This window comes from Salinisphaera orenii subsp. halophila YIM 95161 (assembly GCF_003732545.1).
Lineage (GTDB): Bacteria > Pseudomonadota > Gammaproteobacteria > Nevskiales > Salinisphaeraceae > Salinisphaera > Salinisphaera orenii_A.
The window spans coordinates 1-17,653 of record NZ_AYKF01000107.1; the positions used below are offsets into that span (position 1 = coordinate 1).

13 protein-coding genes are annotated in these 17,653 nt (G+C 67.3%); 9 read left to right on the forward strand and 4 right to left on the reverse strand.

What is annotated here, in order from left to right:
- Positions 1 to 482 precede the first annotated feature (482 nt).
- Entirely contained in the window at positions 483 to 1,256 is a 774-nt protein-coding gene (xth, locus tag SAHL_RS13385; protein ID WP_123591917.1) for an exodeoxyribonuclease III, read from the reverse strand.
- Positions 1,257 to 1,909: 653 nt separating this feature from the next.
- Between xth and SAHL_RS13390 the strand changes: the two genes are divergently transcribed.
- Complete coding sequence (locus tag SAHL_RS13390) at positions 1,910 to 6,151, forward strand: EAL domain-containing protein (protein WP_281273025.1); 4,242 nt, start codon at positions 1,910 to 1,912, stop codon at positions 6,149 to 6,151.
- On the opposite strand, the gene SAHL_RS13395 is transcribed toward SAHL_RS13390, so the two are convergent.
- A complete protein-coding gene (locus SAHL_RS13395; protein ID WP_123591919.1) occupies positions 6,148 to 8,223 on the reverse strand; it encodes a M3 family metallopeptidase in 2,076 nt (691 codons plus the stop codon). The genes SAHL_RS13390 and SAHL_RS13395 overlap by 4 nt on opposite strands.
- 161 nt (positions 8,224 to 8,384) lie before the next feature.
- Here SAHL_RS13395 and gorA point away from each other — a divergent pair, with 161 nt between their 5' ends.
- The 4 genes from gorA (at position 8,385) to gpmA (ending at position 12,011) form a co-directional block, all read left to right on the forward strand.
- Positions 8,385 to 9,734 carry a glutathione-disulfide reductase gene (gene gorA, locus SAHL_RS13400; RefSeq protein WP_123591920.1) on the forward strand — a complete coding sequence of 450 codons (1,350 nt, stop codon included), beginning with the start codon at positions 8,385 to 8,387 and terminating at the stop codon, positions 9,732 to 9,734.
- Positions 9,735 to 9,896: 162 nt separating this feature from the next.
- On the forward strand, positions 9,897 to 10,757 hold the full coding sequence (locus SAHL_RS13405; protein ID WP_123591921.1) for an alpha/beta hydrolase: 861 nt from the start codon (positions 9,897 to 9,899) through the stop codon (positions 10,755 to 10,757).
- A 46-nt stretch (positions 10,758 to 10,803) separates the two neighbouring features.
- Entirely contained in the window at positions 10,804 to 11,217 is a 414-nt protein-coding gene (locus tag SAHL_RS13410; protein WP_245968533.1) for a 3D domain-containing protein, read from the forward strand.
- A 44-nt stretch (positions 11,218 to 11,261) separates the two neighbouring features.
- Complete coding sequence (gene gpmA, locus SAHL_RS13415) at positions 11,262 to 12,011, forward strand: 2,3-diphosphoglycerate-dependent phosphoglycerate mutase (protein ID WP_123591922.1); 750 nt, start codon at positions 11,262 to 11,264, stop codon at positions 12,009 to 12,011.
- A 152-nt stretch (positions 12,012 to 12,163) separates the two neighbouring features.
- Here gpmA and SAHL_RS13420 read toward each other — a convergent pair whose 3' ends face one another.
- Entirely contained in the window at positions 12,164 to 12,667 is a 504-nt protein-coding gene (locus tag SAHL_RS13420) for a hypothetical protein (RefSeq protein WP_123591923.1), read from the reverse strand.
- Positions 12,668 to 12,720: 53 nt separating this feature from the next.
- On the opposite strand from SAHL_RS13420, the gene SAHL_RS13425 reads away from it, so the two are divergent.
- Positions 12,721 to 13,569: a methionine synthase family protein gene (locus SAHL_RS13425; protein WP_123591924.1), complete on the forward strand. Its 849-nt coding sequence runs from the start codon at positions 12,721 to 12,723 to the stop codon at positions 13,567 to 13,569.
- A gap of 10 nt (positions 13,570 to 13,579) precedes the next feature.
- On the forward strand, positions 13,580 to 13,987 hold the full coding sequence (locus SAHL_RS13430; protein WP_245968535.1) for a CoA-binding protein: 408 nt from the start codon (positions 13,580 to 13,582) through the stop codon (positions 13,985 to 13,987).
- Between the two features lie 56 nt (positions 13,988 to 14,043).
- Here the strand turns inward: SAHL_RS13430 and SAHL_RS13435 are convergent, their stop codons facing one another.
- A complete protein-coding gene (locus SAHL_RS13435; protein ID WP_123591925.1) occupies positions 14,044 to 14,958 on the reverse strand; it encodes a LysR family transcriptional regulator in 915 nt (304 codons plus the stop codon).
- Between the two features lie 122 nt (positions 14,959 to 15,080).
- Here SAHL_RS13435 and SAHL_RS13440 point away from each other — a divergent pair, with 122 nt between their 5' ends.
- Together SAHL_RS13440 and SAHL_RS13445 are read left to right on the forward strand one after the other, a co-directional pair.
- Entirely contained in the window at positions 15,081 to 15,932 is an 852-nt protein-coding gene (locus tag SAHL_RS13440; RefSeq protein WP_123591926.1) for a carbon-nitrogen hydrolase family protein, read from the forward strand.
- A 29-nt stretch (positions 15,933 to 15,961) separates the two neighbouring features.
- Entirely contained in the window at positions 15,962 to 17,434 is a 1,473-nt protein-coding gene (locus SAHL_RS13445; RefSeq protein WP_221177963.1) for a sodium:solute symporter family protein, read from the forward strand.
- The last annotated feature ends 219 nt before the right edge of the window (positions 17,435 to 17,653 follow it).

A 17,653-nucleotide genomic window follows, 5' to 3' on the forward strand; every position in this document is an offset into this window, starting at 1 on the left:
CGGGTCCCAGTCCCGGTCGATGAGCAGGCTGCCGAGGCCGCCGGCGAGCCCCCACTGAAAGGCGGCGAACATGACCAGTGCAATGGCCGAGAACTTCATTCGGTCTCCAGAACGAAATGCGGACTTCAGCCGGTGGGCGGAACGCTGACCGGCAGCGGTTGTAGCGGTGTAACTTTAGCCCGGATACCGCGCGGCGGCGCTCAGGCGGTGTGGTCTTCGTGGTGCCGACGCCCGGTGATGCGGTGGCCGCCGGTGCCCGCGGCGTCGCAGTCTACATGCCGGCCGCGCCTGCGGATGCGCGCGGCCCGCACGCCTGCTGTCGTCCCGACGGTGCGTATCCCCTTCCGATGAGCTTTTGCGTCTTGGACGGCGCTCCGGCGGCACGCCGGGGCGCCCGGCGCCTGCAGTGCCCGCGGCCGACAGGAGCGGGGACAGTCCGTGCGAGCAGCATTTGCCGGATGAGCGACGGCCCTCGAGCGCGCCTAGAGTTCGAATTCGGCGACCACGGGGACATGGTCGGAGGGACGCTTGCGCCCGCGCTCGCCCACATGCGCCCGACAGTCGCGACAGGCCGAGGCCAGTGCCGGCGAGGCCAGCACGTGGTCGATGCGCAGGCCGGCGTTGCGGGCCCAGCCGCCGTTGCGGTAATCCCACCAGGTGAAGCGGTGCCGGCCCTCACGCTCTTCGAACAGGCGCCAGCAGTCGGTCAGACCGGTGTCGAGCAGTTTCTCCAGGGCCGCGCGCTCAGGCGGCGAGCAGAGGATGCGGCCTTCCCATTTGTCGGGGTCGTGGGTGTCCTCGGGGCGCGGGGCGACGTTGAAATCGCCGGTGAGCACCAGCCGGTCGTGGACCGCGGCTTCGGCCGCCACCCATTCGGCCAGGGCAGCGAACCAGTCGAGCTTGTAGTCGAACTTGGGTGAATCCAGCGCCGCGCCGTTGGGGCAGTAGACGCCGATCACGCGTACGCCCGCGACGGTGGCCGCGATCACGCGCTTGTGTTCGTCGACCAGCCCCGGCAGGGCGAATTCGACATCCGTAGGTGCGTCTCGCGAGAGCAGGGCCACGCCGTTGTAGGTCTTCTGGCCGGTGAACACGCTGTAATAGCCGGCCTCGGCGAAGGCCGCGCTCGGAAACCGATCGTCGGTGAGCTTGGTTTCCTGGAGTGCGAGCACGTCGACCGGATTGTTCTCCAGCCAGGCGAGGACGTGCTCCTGGCGGACGTTGAGCGAATTGACGTTCCAGGTCGCGATCTGCATCGGGGATTCCTTGCGTACGACAGTGCGTGATCCGTGCGGGGGGCGGCAGGGCGGAGTGCGGTTCGAGACCGTGCCTCCTCGCGGGCGCACGCGATGTATCGGGTTCTGTTCGAGCCGGTTGCCGGCACCATTGTAATCGCCGCCGTGACGCTCGGCCGCGACGATCCGCCACCCAAACGTCTTGCCTGCCGCGGCCAGACGGGTTGGACAGTGGGCGGTGCCGATCGTACTGCGGTATCAAGGCGTCCGGGCCCCGGCACGGTCGGCAAGAACGACACGGATTGCGGCCGGCCGTTCGGTGTCGTCGTGGGGTTGGACGTCATTACTTGCATAGTCCAGCCTGAAAAGCCGATGATCGATGCAATATCGTGCTCATGTGTCAACTACCACGATGGCGGCGGCACGCGCCGGCGCGTCGAGGGCAATACGTGCGCACATTCGGCGGGATTGGGCCGAGCGGCTCGAATGCTCAAAAAAAGGGGGGGGGGCGTAATCCGCGGCGGCCGCGCTGCAGATGCGTTATCCCGGGGTAGTGCGAACGCGCGGCGGTACATGTCGCGGGGATTGAGGCGAAGATGAACAGCAATCCCGAGCCCGAGAAGGGTGGTGACGAGCGCTGAACGCATGAGCGCGAGCGCGCCCCGCCTGCGGCCATCGTCGGCCTTGGAGGAAGCGCAGGCGGACTAGAGGCCTTCCAGGCGTTCTTCACCGCGATGGGGGAAGACAGCGGCATGGCCTTCGTGGTCGTGTCGCATCTGGCGCCGGATCACCACAGCCAGTTGTCGGAGCTGCTCGCCAAGGTCACCCTAATGCCGGTGCGCGTCGTGGACGCGCCGGTTGCCGTGCAGGCCGGTCATGTCTACGTCATCGCGCCGAACCGGCATCTGGATATTCATGATGGCAGGTTGCAACCGATGCCCATGGCGGCACGCCACGGCATTCCGACCACCATCTATCGCTTCTTCCGCGCCCTGGCTGCCGATCAGGGGCCGAAAGCCGTGGGTATCGTGCTTTCCGGCAGCGGTAGTGATGGCAGCGAAGGCATCCGTGCGATCAAGGCCCATGGCGGACTGACCATCGTGCAGTCGCCGGAGACGGCTCGGTTCGACAGCATGCCGCGCAGCGCGATCGATACCGGCATGGCCGACCATGTATTGCCCGTCGAGCAGATGCCGACCGAGTTGCGGCGTTATGTTCGTCATGCCTACATCGATGGCGGCGGGCCGCTGTCGGCGGATTCCGACGTGGCGGATGCGCCCTCGGAAACGCTGGACGCGATTCTCGATACGGTGCGACGTCGCCACGGCCACGATTTCCGTCACTACAAGGCCGGCACGCTCTCGCGGCGGGTCGAGCGGCGCATGGGCGTGTGCCAGGTATCGACATCGGACGCCTATCTGAAGATGCTGTCGGAGGATCCGCAGGAACTGGATCGCCTGTTCGCCGACCTGCTGATCGGGGTCACCGGCTTCTTTCGCGACCCGGCGGGTTTCGAGGCGCTCGAAGCGCAGGTGCTGCCCGCACTGGTGGGTCAGCGGGATAGCCCTGATCCGATCCGGGTGTGGGTGCCGGGTTGCGCCACGGGCGAAGAAGCCTACTCGATAGCCATTGTGCTGTACGAGGCGATCGAGGCGGCCGGCAGCCGGCAGCGTCTGCAGCTGTTCGCGACCGATATCGACGCCCGCGCACTCGAACAGGCCCGCAGCGGCGTCTTTCCCGAAACGATCGCGGAGGACGTGTCACCCGAGCGGCTGGAACGATGGTTCACGCGTATCGACCACGGTTTCAGGATTGACAAGAGCATTCGCGAGGTCACGGTCTTTGCGGTCCAGAACCTGATTTCGGATCCGCCGTTCTCGCGCATCGACCTGATCTGCTGTCGCAACCTGCTGATCTATTTGGATCAGGAGATTCAGAAGCGCGTCATTCGCCTGTTTCATTACGCCCTGCGGCCGCAGGGAGCGCTTTTCCTAGGCAATTCCGAATACATCGGCAAGCACTACGATCTCTTCTCGGTCATATCGCGCAAGTGGCGGCTCTATCGACGCATGGAGGGCGATACCCGCGGTCTGGGCGGGTTCGATCTGACCACGCCGGCGCCCGCCGAGCGTAGTGCGCCCGTGGTCCACGCGCCCGCACAGCCGGAAACGAGGCCGCAGCGGCGGATCGTCGAGGCCACACAGCGCTTGCTGCTCAGCGACTATGCACCGGCCAGTGTTGTGGTCACGGCCCGGTTCGAAACGCTATACATGCACGGCTCGGTGGGCGAGTTCCTCGATTTTCCCATGGGCGAGCCGACCACCCACCTGCTGACGCTGGCGCGGCGCGGACTGCGCAACAAGCTGCGTGCTGCCGTGAAGACGGTATTGGATGGTGGGCCCGCGCGGGTCGAGGATCAGGCGCGCATGTTGCGCGATCAGCAATACCGGGAGGTCAGGATCGTCGCGCGCCGGTTCACGCCGGCGGGCCTCGACGAGCCCTATGTGCTGATCAGTATGTGCGATGCGGACAAGGCCCCTTCGACGGAGGCGCCGGACAGGGTCTCGAACGACGGCGGCGATGCCGAGCTGGTCGCACAGCTGGAGCATGAACTGCGTTCGACGCAGGAGGAATTGCAGGCCTCGACGGAGGAGATGGAAGGGGCCAACGAGGAGCTCAAGGCCGCCAACGAAGAATCGTTGTCGATGAACGAGGAGCTCCAGTCCGCGAATGAGGAACTGGAATCCTCGAAGGAGGAGTTGCAGTCGCTCAACGAGGAGCTCAATACGGTCAATGCCGAGTTGCAGCAGAAGGTCGAAGAGGTCGAGCTGGCCAACAACGACCTCGTCAATCTGCTGAGCAGTACCGATATCGCAACGATCTTTCTGGACAAGCAGGGCCGGATCAAACGCTTCACTCCGGCAGCGACCGCGCTCTTCAACCTGATCGACAACGACATCGGACGCCCGGTGGACGATATCTCGAACCGTCTCAGTGCGCCGTTGGACCTGGCGGCGGACGTGCGCCGGGTGCTGGACACGCTGACGACCGTCGAGAGCGAGGAACAGACCGGCGAAGGCCGCTGGTTCATCCGGCGGATGCTGCCGTATCGCACGGTGGACGATCGTATCGATGGGGTCGTGCTTACGCTGTCGGAAATCACCGCGATCAAGGCCACGGAACAGGCGCTGCGGGCCACCGAGGCGCGCTTTCGTGGACTCTACGACGACAATCCGTTGATGTATCTGAGCCTGGACCGGCACGATCGGATCATCTCGATCAATCGCTTCGGCGCTCGGCAGTTGGGCTATGGCGACGAGGCGGTCGTGGGGCGGCCATTTGCCGATCTGCACACGGATACACGCGCCCTCGCTAGCGAGCTGCAGCGCTGTCGCGACAATGCCGGCGAGCCCCAGCGCTGGGAGACGCGGCTCGAGTGCGCCGATGGCAGCATGCTGTGGGTCCGGGCCAACGCCCGGCAGGCCCGGGACGCCGATGACAATCCGATCATTGTCATCGCCTGCGAGGATATATCCGAGCAGAAGCGGCTCAGCGAGGAGGTCTATTACCACGCCACGCACGATGCGCTGACCGGTCTGATCAATCGGCGCGAATTCGAACGTCTACTCGGGCGCGCGGTCGACAATGCGCGCGAACGCGGCGAAGTGCATGCCCTGTGCTATATCGATCTGGACAACTTCAAGGTGGTCAACGACACCTACGGCCACCACGCCGGCGACGAACTGCTGCGCCAGCTGACGTCCCGCATGCTGGAGACGATCCGCCAGCAGGACCTGCTCGGCCGGCTCGGCGGCGATGAGTTCGCTCTGCTACTCGACCACTGCTCGATCGAGGATGCCGAGCGAATTGCCAACGGCCTGATTGAAGCGATCGATGCTCAGGAGTTCCTGTGGCACGGCTATCGTCTGCGTGTCGGGGCCTGTATCGGCGCGGTGGCGATCGACGCGACCACCGGTCAGACGGCGAGCGTGCTGCAGTCGGCCGACGCGGCGTGTTTCGCGGCCAAGGATGTGGGCCCGGGCACGCTGCAGCGCTATGCCGAGGATGACGCCGTGGTCAGGCGTCGGCGGATCGACATGAACTGGGCCAACCGTCTGCGCAGCGCGCTCAGGGACGACCGCATCGAGATGTACGCCCAGCCGATCTGCGCGGTGGCCGATGACAGCGTGCGTGGCTACGAAACGCTCGTGCGCATGCGTGGCGCGGAGGACGAGCTGATCGAGCCGGACCGTTTCATGCAGGCGGCCCTGCGCTATGGGTTGATCCGGGAGCTCGACCTGGCCGTGCTGCGCAAGACGCTGGAGTGCCTGGCGGCGAACGTCGCGTTACTGGACGGCGTCGCGTGGGTGTCGATCAATCTCTCCGGCACCTCACTCGCCCATCCGGGCTGCGCAGAGACCACCATCGAGTCGATTCGCGCCTCCGGCGTCGATCCGACGAAACTGTGCTTCGAGATCACCGAAACGTCGGTGATCTCGAATCTGAGCCAGGCTCAGCACTTCATCGATGCACTGCACGGTTTCGGGTGCAGCTTCGCACTCGACGATTTCGGCGTCGGTCTCTCGTCGTTCCATTATCTGCGCGTGCTGCCGGTCGACTACATCAAGATCGACGGCAGCTTCATACGCGACATGCGCGATGATCGCTCCGTACGGGCCATGGTCGAGGCGATCAACGGCATCGCCCATCTGATGGGCAAGCAGACGATCGCCGAGTGTGTGGAGAGCGCGGCCATCATGGACGTCGTGCGCGCCCTGAAGATCGACTACGCCCAGGGCTTTCACTACGCCCGCCCGCTGCCCCTGCTGGATGCGCTGCAGCCGGGCGCACCGGCGCCCGGCTCTGATGCCGATTCATTCGGCAAGGGGTCCGATACCGGAGCGCTGGACACCTAGGCGGCGCGCGGTTCGTCCAGGCCGCTGTGGCGCAGCAGCGCGTCGATCGACGGCTCGCGGCCGCGGAAGGCGATGAAGTTGTCGATCGCGTCCCGGGTGGCGCCCCGCTCCAGCACTTCGGTGAGAAAACGCCGCCCGGTGGTGGTGTCGAACAGCGTGGTCTCCTCGAACGCCGAGAAGGCGTCGGCCGAGAGGACTTCGGCCCATTTGTAGCTGTAGTAGCCGGCGGCGTAGCCGCCCGCGAAGATGTGCATGAAGCTGTGCGGGAAGCGGTTGAACGACGGCGGCGTCATCACCGCGACCTCGGCGCGCACCGCGTCGAGCGTCTCCAGCACCCGCGCGCCACGGGCCGGGTCGTAGTCGCGATGCAGGCGCAGGTCGAACAGCGAGAACTCGACCTGGCGCAGCATCTGCCAGCCGGCCATGTGGGTGCGCGAGGCGGCGAGCTTGTCGAACAGCTCCGCCGGCAGCGGCGCGCCGGTCTCGTGGTGGGCCGCGAACAGGTCCAGCGACTCGCGCGCCCAGCACCAGTTCTCCATGAACTGGCTGGGCAGTTCCACCGCGTCCCATTCCACCCCGGCGATGCCGGCGACGGGGGCGTAGTCCACCCGCGTGAGCATGTGGTGCAGGCCGTGGCCGAACTCGTGGAACAGCGTGGTGACCTCGTCGTGGGTGAGCAGCGCCGGGGCGTCACCGATCGGCGGCGAGAAGTTGCAGGTGAGAAACGCCACCGGCAGCTGGATGCCGTCGGCGTGCACGCGCCGGTTCTGGAAGCCGTCCATCCAGGCCCCGCCGCGCTTGCCCTCGCGGGCGTAGGGGTCGAGATAGAACACGCCCCGCGGCGCGCCGTCGGCGTCACGGATCTCGTAGACGGTGACGTCGTCGTGCCAGGTGCGCACATCGTGACGTGGACGGATGCGCACGTCGTAGAGCCGCTCGACCACCCGAAACAGGCCGTCGACGACCGCCGGCGCGGGGAAATAGGGGCGCAGATCCTCGTCGGAGAAATCGTAGCGCTGCTCCTTGAGACGCTCGGCGTAATAGGGCACGTCCCAGGCCTCAAGCGTGTCGATGCCGTCGGCGCGGGCCAGCGTGCGCAGGGCGTCGAGCTCGCTGCGAGCGGTGTCGCGGGTGCGCTCGGCGAGATCCAGCAGGAAGCGCTCGATCTGGTCGGGGCTGTCGGCCATCTTGGTGGCCAGCGACTGTTCGGCGTAGTTGGCAAAGCCCAGCAGGCCCGCGGCCTCGTGGCGCAGCGCCAGGATCTCGTCCATCAGCGCGCTGTTGTCGTACTCGCCGCCGTTCGGGCCCACGTCCGAGGCGCGGGTCGAGAAGGCCTCGTAGACCTCGGCGCGCAGTCCACGATCGGCGGCGTGCGAGAGCACGGCGATGAAGCTCGGTGCATCCAGCGTCACCAGCCAGCCGTCGAGATCCTTGCCCGCGGCGTTCTGTGCGAGCAGGGCGCGGGCGGAGTCGGGCAGGCCGGCCAGTTCGGCTTCGTCGGTGATGTGCCGACGCCAGGCCTGGGTCGCATCCAGCAGGTGCTGCTGATACGTGGTCGCCAGCTCGCTGCGGCGTTGGGCGATCTCGCGATAGCGGGCCTTGGCCTCGTCGTCCAGGGCCACGCCGGCCAGGCGGAAATCGCGCAGCATGTCGTCGATCACGCGCTGCTGCGCCGCGTCGAGGCGCGCGTACTCGGCCGAGTCGCGCAGGCGCTGCACGGCCTCGAACAGGTCGCCGTTCTGGCCGATCTCGGAGGAGAAGGCGGTCAGTTTCGGCAGGCAGGCCTGGTAGGCCTCGCGCCATGCCGGCGAATCAATGACCGAGTGCAGATGCGACACCGGCGAGAATGCCCGCCCCAGCCGGTCCTGGGCGGCATCGACCGGGGCGATCAGGTTCGCCCAGGTCGGTGCGGCGTCGGCCGCTTTCGCGATCGCCTGGTCGACCGCGGCGCGGGCCTCGTCGATCAGCGCGTCCACGGCCGGCTCGGCGTGCGCGGGGGCGATGGCGTCGAATTCCGGCAGCTGGTCGGTCTCGACCAGACGCAGCAGGGGATTGTCGCGGGTGTCGGTCATGGGGTCGGTGTCCTGGCAAATGGGCGTGCGCGCCGCACGATAGCCCCGATCATGCGGGCCGCCGGGGCCCAATCCAAGAGGCGGCGCGGTCGGCGCTGCCGACCCTGACACGCCCGTCCGGGCCTTCTACAATGCCGGTACCGATATTCTGTGGACACGCCATGAGCGAACACTACGATCTCGTCGTCCTCGGCGGCGGCTCCGGCGGCGTGGCGACCGCGCGCCGGGCCGCGGCCCACGGCCGGCGCGTCGCCCTCGTCGAGCGCGGCCGGCTCGGCGGCACCTGCGTGAACATCGGCTGCGTGCCGAAGAAGGTCATGTGGCATGCCGCGGATTTTGCCGAACGCGCTGCGCACGCCGCCGACTACGGCTTCTCCGGCGCCCCGCCGACGCACGACTGGGCGCGGCTGGTCGCCAACCGCGAGACCTACATCCGCCGGCTGAATCGCATCTATGGCGGCAACCTCGACAAGGCCGGCGTGACCGTGGTGGAAGGCGAGGCCCGCTTCGTCGACGAGCGCCGCATCGCCGTCGGCGAACGCGAGTTGAGCGCAGACCATGTACTCATCGCCACGGGCGGCAAGCCGCAGTGGCCCGAGATCCCGGGCGCTGCCCTCGGCACGGATTCCGACGGTTTCTTCAGCTGGACCGAACGGCCCCGGCGGGTGGCGATCGTCGGCAGCGGCTATATCGCCTGCGAACTCGCCGGGGTACTCAACGGTCTGGGCAGCGAGGTGACGCTGCTGCTGCGCCGCGAGCACGTGCTCAAGGAGTTCGATGCGCTGCTCGGCGAGACGCTCATCGAGCGGATGCGCGAGGCCGGGATCGACGTCCAGATGAACCGTTCGGCGGCCGAACTCGTCGAGGCCGGTGAGGGCGTGGCGGTGCGCTTCGAGGACGGCGACACCTCGGCGCCCTTCGATCGCCTGATCTGGGCGATCGGCCGGCGCGCCAACAGCGATGCCATCGGCCTCGAGCGGATCGGCCTGGAGGTCAACGCCGACGGCACCGTTCCGGTCGATGCCTGGCAGGATACCGTCGTGCCGGGCGTGCACGCGCTCGGCGACGTCACCGGCGCGATCGAGCTCACGCCGGTGGCGATCGCGGCCGGCCGCCGCCTGGCCGACCGGCTGTTCGGCGGCAAGCCGGATTCGCGGCTGGATTATCACAACATCCCCACGGTGGTGTTCACGCATCCGCCGATCGGCAGCGTCGGCCTGTCCGAGGCCGAGGCGCGCGCCGAGCACGCCGACGCGGCGGTCACGGTCTACACCAGCCACTACGTCGCGCTCTATCACGGCGTGCTCGAGCACAAGGTGCCCAGTGACATGAAGCTCGTCTGCGTGGGTGGCGATGAGCGCGTCGTGGGCGCCCACGTCATCGGCGACGGCGCCGACGAGATGCTCCAGGGCTTCGCCGTGGCCGTGAAGATGGGCGCGACCAAGGCTGATTTCGACAACACCGTGGCGATCCATCCGACGAGTGCGGAAGAGTTCGTCACCATGACCTGAACGCGCCGGCGACGGTGGCGACTGGCGACGAATCGCGTCACCCGGCGGCGGTCCGCCCGGCGCGCTGGCCGGCGGGACGCGGCCGCCGGCAGTGGGCGGCGTCGGCGTGTGCCGCCCGCATCCCGCGCGGCCGGACATGCGCCAGGCACGCCTAGTGTGGCCATGGCCCGCGCCTTCATCGTGAGTCTCGTCTCGGGCCTGCTGGCGGCCTGTTCCGGCCAGTTCTGGGCCAACGCACTCACCCCACGCTGGGGCTACGACCGCCACGCCGACATCGGCTACGCCGACGGCACGCGCCAGCGTCTGGATGTCTATGTGCCCGACACGCGGGCGACCGGCGCACCCGTGGTGGTGTTCTTCTACGGCGGCAGCTGGCAGAGCGGCGACAAGGACGGCTATCGCTTCGTCGGCCAGGCGCTGGCCTCGCGCGGGTTCATCGCCGTGCTGCCGGATTATCGGCTCTACCCGCCGGCCCGCTTCCCCGCCTTCGTCGAGGACGGCGCCCGAGCCGTGGCCTGGGCCCGCGACCACGCCGCCGACTATGGCGGCGATCCGGATCATCTGTTCGTGGCCGGACATTCCGCCGGCGCCCACATCGCCGCGATGCTGGCCGCGGACCGACGCTATCTCGCGGCTGCCGGCGCGTCGGCGGACGATCTGGCCGGGCTGGTCGGCATGGCCGGACCCTACGATTTCCTGCCGATCGAAGATCCGGTGCTGCAGGCGATCTTCGCGCCCCGGGCCGCCTGGGCCCGCACCCAGCCGATCCATTTCGTCACCGGCGAGGCGCCGCCGATGCTGCTCATGCACGGCGGCGCCGACCGAACCGTGGCGCCGGAAAACAGCCGAAACATGGCGTCCCGGGTCAATGATCGGGGCGGCGAGGCCCGATTGAAAATCTACCCCGAAACCACCCATGTGGGGCTGATCGCACCCCTTGCGGCGCCGCTGCGTCTTGCCGGAGACCAGCTCGACGACATTGCGGATTTCGTCACGAAAGTGGTCTCGGACAGGAGCCGTTAAGCTTCGTCGTGTAGGGTTATAGTCCTATTTGAGCGGTAAACCGATCATGCGTCGTTTCAAGTCAGTGACGATCAGCGTGCTCGCACTGTTGTGCGCGGCCACCCTGCCCGCCCAGGCGGAGTCGGTCGAATGGAAGGAACTCAGCGTCTCGGCTTCGGCGTACAATTCCGTGTCCTGGCAGACGACCGCAGACAAGCCGGCGGTGGCCGCTTGGGGCGACGAGCTCCGGCCCGGCATGCGGGCCATCGCGGTCTCGCGGGATCTCGTCGATCAGGGGCTGACCCACGGCGCCCGGGTCAAGATCGAAGGCCTGCCGGGGGTCTATGTCGTGCGTGACAAGATGGCCAGTCGCTGGAACAACAAGATCGACATCTACATGGGCAAGGACGTTCAGGCCGCCCGCGAGTGGGGTGTCCAGAAGGACATCCAGATCAGCTGGGCCGAGCCGAACGACAGCTGAGGCCGGCCGCGCCGGCGGCACAATTCACAGGACAAGGAGAGACGATGTCCGGGCAGCTCGTACTGCTACGCCACGGCCAGAGCAAGTGGAATCTCGAGAACCGCTTCACCGGCTGGGTGGACGTGGATCTGACCGACACCGGTCGCGCCGAGGCCCGTGCGGCCGGGCGGATGCTGGCCGCGGAAGGGCTGCGCTTCGACATCGCCTTCACGTCGGTGCTCCAGCGCGCGATCAAGACGCTCTGGCTGGCACTCGAGGAAATGGAGCAGCCCTGGGTGGACGTCGTGCGCCACTGGCGCCTCAACGAACGCCACTACGGCGGGCTCCAGGGGCTGGACAAGGCCGAGACCGCCGCTCGCCACGGCGACGAGCAGGTGCATGTCTGGCGCCGCAGCTATGACGTGCCGCCGCCGGAGATGGCCGCCGATGATCCGGGCCATCCGCATTTCGATCCGCGCTATGCGCATCTGGATGCGCGCGTACTGCCCGGCACCGAGTCGCTGGCGCTGACCCTGGATCGGGTGCTGCCCTACTGGCACGACGCGATCGCGCCGCGGCTCAAGGCCGGTGAGACGGTGCTGGTCACCGCACACGGCAACAGTCTGCGTGCGCTGGTGAAATATCTCGACGGCGTCGCCGACGATGTGATCACCGGGGTCAACATCCCCACCGGCATCCCGCTGCGGTATCGGCTCGACGGCAACCTCAATGTGGTTGAATCGGGCTATCTCGGCGATGCGGCGGCCGCCGAGCAGGCCGCACAGGCGGTGGCCGACCAGGCCCGCGCCAAGTAGCGACCGGTAGCGCGGCGCGCGGACAATCCAAGTTTGCTGGCGGCGCGGTCGACCGCCGAGCGGCCCGCACGCGCGAGGCTGCAGACCGAGGCTGGGGGCCGGTGGTTCAGGCGCGTTGCTCCGGCCGCGCCCACGCGCTCGGACCTCGGCTTCTAGCTGCGCAGCGTGTAGCGGAGGGTCCGGCCATCCGGCGCCAGCACGCCGGCATCGATGAGCCACAGGCGGGCGTCTTCGGCGTCCTCGGCGAACCACGCCGCGGCGCTGCCCAGGCGAAAGGTGTAGCCCCAGGCGTCCATGTCGGCGCACATGCGCTGGCGGTCCATGCCGGCCAGCGCGTCGGCCGCCAGGATCTGCCAGTAGCAGACCGCATTCTCCTCGTCGTAGTCGCCGCCGGCGTTGGTGTCGAGCCCGGCGCGGCGATCGCCGTCCATGCACACGTAGTGGCCCGCCTCGTGGAGCGCCGAGTGCACGGGGGTGTCGGCGCGCACGTAGAGCCGGTCGCCCAGCAGGCCCGCCTCCTCGTCGCCCCAGAAGCTGCCCGGGATCGCCGCGCCGTCGGCGACGCTCATCAGCTCGATGCCGAGGCGCTCCAGCAGCGCCCGCAGCGACGCCTGGCCGAGCGCCCCCACGGTGAGCACGGCGCCCGGGGTGGGCACGACAGGGTCGGTTTGGCGTACAGTATCGGCGTCGTTCAAAGCGAAGGTGGAACGTGAAACCGCTTGCAAAATCCTATCTGATGATGGCCCTGGCTGCCGCCCTGACCGTGACCGGCTGCGCCTCCGGGCCTACCGGTGAACAGGCCCAGACCGCGGCCTCCAACCGTGTGATCGAGGCCTACAACGTGCCGGACCTGCTCGCCCAGGCCGCTCCGGCCGTGGTGGAGTCGCTCGAGAACAACGTGCCGGACAGCGTGAGCCAGGCCGAGCGCCAGCGCCTGCGCGACGCGGTCTACGACGTCTATGCCCCCGAGACGCTCCAGGCCGGCGTGGCCGAGCGCCTGCGTGAACGCGCCGCCGAGGCCGATCGCAAACCGGCGCTGGCTTCGGCCGCGGACAAGCTGGCCGCGCCGCTGGCCACGCGCATGATCGAGCTCGAGTCCGCGGCCGGCAGCGACGACTTCGCCGAGGGCTTTCGCGCCTTCGTCGACCAGCCGGCGACCGAAGCGCGCAAGCAGCGTCTGCGCATCATCGACGGGCTGGCCGATGACATGGAGGTCATCTCGCTGCAGACCGAGTTCAACGTCACCCTGCTGCGGGGCATGATCAACGGCCGCAACGCCGTGGTCGACCCGGCCCAGCAGGCCAGCGACTCGCGCGTGGAGCAGATGGTCGGCAACACCCGCGAGGGCATTCGCGACCAGCTCGAGCAACGCGTCCCGCTGATGCTGCTCTATGTCTATCGCGACGTGGATGACGCGACGCTGCAGCAGTACGCGGATCTGCAGGCCGAGTCGGACATGACCTGGACGAACCAGGCGCTCCGGCAGGCGATCACCGAGACGCTGGCGGCCGCCGGCGAGCGGATTCCCGACCAGATGAACGCCGGCACGGGCGCATAACGCCATGCCGATGCTCGATTCCGACACCGCCATTCGTGAAACGCTGGCGCGGGCGCGTCGCATCGCCGTGGTCGGCCTGTCGTCGAAGGCCGACCGGCCCTCCCACAGCGTGGCCGAGGCCATGCAGAGCGAGGGCTATCAGATCGTGCCGGTCAACCCGAACGAGGATCAGGTCCTGGGCGAGAACGCCTTTCCGGACCTGCGCCACGTCACCGGCATGCTCGACATGGTCGATGTCTTCCGCGCGCCCGAACATGTGCCCCAGATCGTCGACGCCTGCATCGAGCGTCGCGTGCACGCGCTCTGGCTTCAGGAGGGCGTGATCCACGAGGCGGCCGCCCCGAAGGCCGCCGACGCCGGCATCGACGTGATCATGGACCGCTGCATGCTCAAGGAGTACCGGCGACTGCTCGGCTGAACGCGCGGTGCCGTGTGTGAACGGGCCCGGTCGGATGAGATCCGATCGGGCCTTTTTCAGGTCGGTGTCGGCCGCAGCAGCGCACTGTCTCTGCGGCAGCAGTCGAGTATGAAGTGCCACGTGCGATTGACGGCCTCGAAGCGATGCAGATCGCGGTTGGTCGACACCCAGTAGTGGCGCACGAACTGGATGTCGTCCAGGACACGCACCAGCCTTGAATCACGGGCGGCGATGTAATCCGGCAGGATCGACAGGCCGACGCCGGCCGCGGCGGCTTCGTGCTGTGCGCCGATGGTCGTGCTCTGGAATACGAAGTCGAGGCTCGGCGCGAGCTCGTAGTGGTACTTGAGCTCGTCGGTGAACATCAGGCTCTCGATGTAGCCGATCCAGGGATGTTCATTGAGCTGGCCGCGGTGAACGATGGGGCCGCGACGCGCCAGGTAGGTCGGGCTGGCGTAGATGCCGAGGGTGTAGTCGGTGAGCAGCCGCCGGATGAGGAATTCGCCGGTCGGCTGTTCGAGCGTGATGCTGATATCGGCCTCGCGGCTGGTCACGGTCGTCGACTTGGGCAGGGAGATGAAGTCGATCTCGATTTCCCCGGCGTGCACCCAGGCCGCGATCCGACTCGAGAGATAGTGATCGCCCAGGCCCTCGGTGACCCCGATGCGCACCCGCGGCCGGGCGCCGCCGGGCCGGCCCAGCGTCTCCAGCCCCAGCCGCAGGTTGCGCTCCAGGCCCTCGGCATGCCGGAACAGGCGGTCGCCGGCACGGGTCAGTTCGAAACCCCGGCCGCCGCGGACGAACAGGCGCGCGCCCACCACACCCTCCAGAGCCCGAAGCCGGTTGCCGACGGTGACGTGCGATGTCTCCAGCAGGCGTGCGGCCCGTGTCAGCCGGCCCTGCCGTGCCACCGCAAGGAAGTACTTGAGATCGTTCCAGTTGGTGGCGAGTAGCTGGGCTTCGTCGGCCATGGCACCGTCGATCGGTTCGATATGTAAATATTATTGCATGCGGTGAAGAATTTTTTGTATTTCGTGGCGTCACGGCGCGGTCTAGTTTCGTGCCGTTCATTCATCCGCCTATCCGCCGCCGAATGCAGACCGATTTCGCCGCCTCGATCGTCCAGCACGCCCCGGGCGATATGGATCAGCGCGAGGCCAACGTCGACTTCATTGTCGCCCGCCTGGCTGAAGAGGGCGCGCGGGGCAGCCGCCTCGTGGTGTTTCCGGAAATGGGTGTCACCAGCTTCTTCCGGCATCAGCCGGCCGGGTTCGAGCACTATTGGCGGCACGGCGCGATCGACCGCGACGGCCCGGAGCTCGCCCGTATCGTCGAGGCGGCGGCTGCCGCCGATACCCACGCGGTGGTCGGTTTCGCCGAACGCGGCGCGGAGGTCGGCGTGGTCTACAACAGCGCGGCGCTGATCGGGCCCACGGGCATCGTGGGGGTGACCCGCAAGGTGCACCTGCCGGGGCTGGAAAAGCTCTACTACACCCCGGTCGACCACGTCGACGTGATCGATAGCCCGCTCGGGCGCATCGGCATCGCCATCTGCTACGACGCCATGTTTCCCGAGTACTTCCGCGCGCTGGCGGACCGGGGCGTTGAGATCATCGTGTTCTGTTCGTCGACCTGGCGTGGCGGCGCGAAGGGGGGCGTTGGCCTGGAGGGCGTCAAGCGCGATTACTGGGGTGTGCTGCCCATGGTCACCGCGATCCAGAACCAGGCGTTCGTGGTTGCCTGCAACGCCTGCGGTTCGCTGGACATGGGCGAACAGGCCGGCACCTGGGAGCGCCTCGGCCTGAGCCGCATCGTCGCACCCACCGGCGAAGTGCTGGCCGCTGCCGGTGACCGGGACGCCGAGACCATCCGCGCCGAGCTGACGCGCGAGGCGCTGGTCTCGGCCCGCACCAGCTACCGATTTCTGACCGACCGTCGGCTCTAGAGCCGGCGTGCAACCAGGGGGATTCAGACGTGACTGACGCAAGAGTGATGATGTGGGTGGGGCTGGTCATCTTCCTCGCCCTCATCGCCGTGCTGGGCTACATCGGCTCGAAGCGCACCGAGACCATCAGCGACTTCTCCATCGCCGGTGCGTCGCTCGGGCCGGGGGTTCTGGGGCTCGCCTACGCCTCGACGTTCTTCAGTGCCTCGACCTTCGTGGGCTACACCGGTTGGGCCTACGAGTGGGGCTTCTCGTCGCTGTGGATATTCCTGACCCTGATCGCGGCCTCCCCGCTGGGGCTGATCGTCATCGCCAAACGCGCCCGGGCGATGAATATTTCACAGAAGTCTCTATCGCTGCCGGACTGGCTGGGCGATCGCTATGACAGCGATTTCGTGCGCGTCGGCGCCGCGCTCATCTGCCTGTTCAACATCTTCTACATCGCGGCCCAGTTCGCCGCCGGTGCCTGGATCTTCAATACGTTGCTGGGTCTGCCCTACGACGTCGGCGTCGTGACGATCGCGGTAATCGTGGTCGCCTATGTATTCGGCGGCGGCGCCTATGCGGACATCTTCACCGACGCGGCCCAGGCGCTCTTGATGATGATCATGGGCCTGCTGGTGTTCGTCTCGGTGTTCTGGATGTTCGACGGCGGGCTCACCGCGTCGCTGACCGAGATCTCGAACACCCTGGCCGCACGCGATCCGGATCTGGTGGCGGTGACCAATCCGGACTCGATCGTTTTCTACTCGATTCCGGCGATCATCGGTGCCTTCATCATCCAGTTTGCCTTCGCCGCCCAGCCGCAGCTGTTCAACAAGGTGCTGGCGTTGAAGAATCCGAAGGATATGCGCCGCATGATCCTGGTCTACATCGGCGCGGCCATGTGTTTTCTGCTCGTCATCTTCGGCGGCCTCTATGCCGCGGTCACGGTCGACGTGGACAACCTGGACAAGAGTCTGCTGGAGTACGTGACGATCGCGTTCCCGCCCATCGTCTCGGCGTTTCTGGGGCTGGTGATCATCGCCGCGGCCATGTCGACCACCGATGGCATCTTCGTCGTCATGTCGACCATCGTCGCCAACGACATCTATCTGAAGTTTTTGGTCCGGCGCGGCTACATCGACAAGAGCCGGGAAGAGGCCGAACGCACCGCGCTTTGGCTGTCGCGCTGGTCGGTGATCGCGGTCGGCGTGATCGCATCGCTGATCGTGTTCAACCCGCCGGAGTCCATCGGGATGTTCATCTGGATCGGGATCTCGGGCGTGGCATCCGGCACGCTCGGCCCGCTGCTGGCCAGCCTGTTCTGTCCGGCGCTGGCCACCCGCGCCGCGGCGTCCTGCTCGCTGGTCGCCGGGCTCGCGGCCTATCTGTTCATACTGTTGACCGACGCGATCAAGAGCACCATGGCCGCAGGCTCGGTGGGTGTGCTCGTCGGTCTCGCCGTGATGCTCGCCGTCGGCTTCGTCACACGCGGTCACCTCAAAACCCGGGAGGGCTGAATCATGTGGGTCAATCCGATGCTCACCATCTGGCTGTACGGCTCGCTTGGCGCGCTGGCGGTCTGTGCCCTGTGCCTCGTGCTCTGGTATCGCGACTGACGGCCGGTGCCGCCCGGGCCCGGCCGCAGCCGGGCCCGACAGGCGCCGAGCTAGAGCATTTTGCGTATTTGGTAAGTCATCTATAGCCGGCATGGGCGAGCAGGTTGCGACATTCGGCCG

Bases quoted from the DNA above. Each gene is read 5' to 3' on its own strand.
- SAHL_RS13405 (WP_123591921.1), top strand. From the start codon at position 9,897: ATGGCCCGCGCCTTCATCGTGAGTCTCGTCTCGGGCCTGCTGGCGGCC.
- SAHL_RS13430 (WP_245968535.1), top strand. From the start codon at position 13,580: ATGCTCGATTCCGACACCGCCATTCGTGAAACGCTGGCGCGGGCGCGT.
- SAHL_RS13395 (WP_123591919.1), bottom strand. From the start codon at position 8,223: ATGACCGACACCCGCGACAATCCCCTGCTGCGTCTGGTCGAGACCGAC.
- gpmA (WP_123591922.1), top strand. From the start codon at position 11,262: ATGTCCGGGCAGCTCGTACTGCTACGCCACGGCCAGAGCAAGTGGAAT.
- xth (WP_123591917.1), bottom strand. From the start codon at position 1,256: ATGCAGATCGCGACCTGGAACGTCAATTCGCTCAACGTCCGCCAGGAG.
- SAHL_RS13410 (WP_245968533.1), top strand. From the start codon at position 10,804: ATGCGTCGTTTCAAGTCAGTGACGATCAGCGTGCTCGCACTGTTGTGC.
- SAHL_RS13435 (WP_123591925.1), bottom strand. From the start codon at position 14,958: ATGGCCGACGAAGCCCAGCTACTCGCCACCAACTGGAACGATCTCAAG.
- gorA (WP_123591920.1), top strand. From the start codon at position 8,385: ATGAGCGAACACTACGATCTCGTCGTCCTCGGCGGCGGCTCCGGCGGC.
- SAHL_RS13440 (WP_123591926.1), top strand. From the start codon at position 15,081: ATGCAGACCGATTTCGCCGCCTCGATCGTCCAGCACGCCCCGGGCGAT.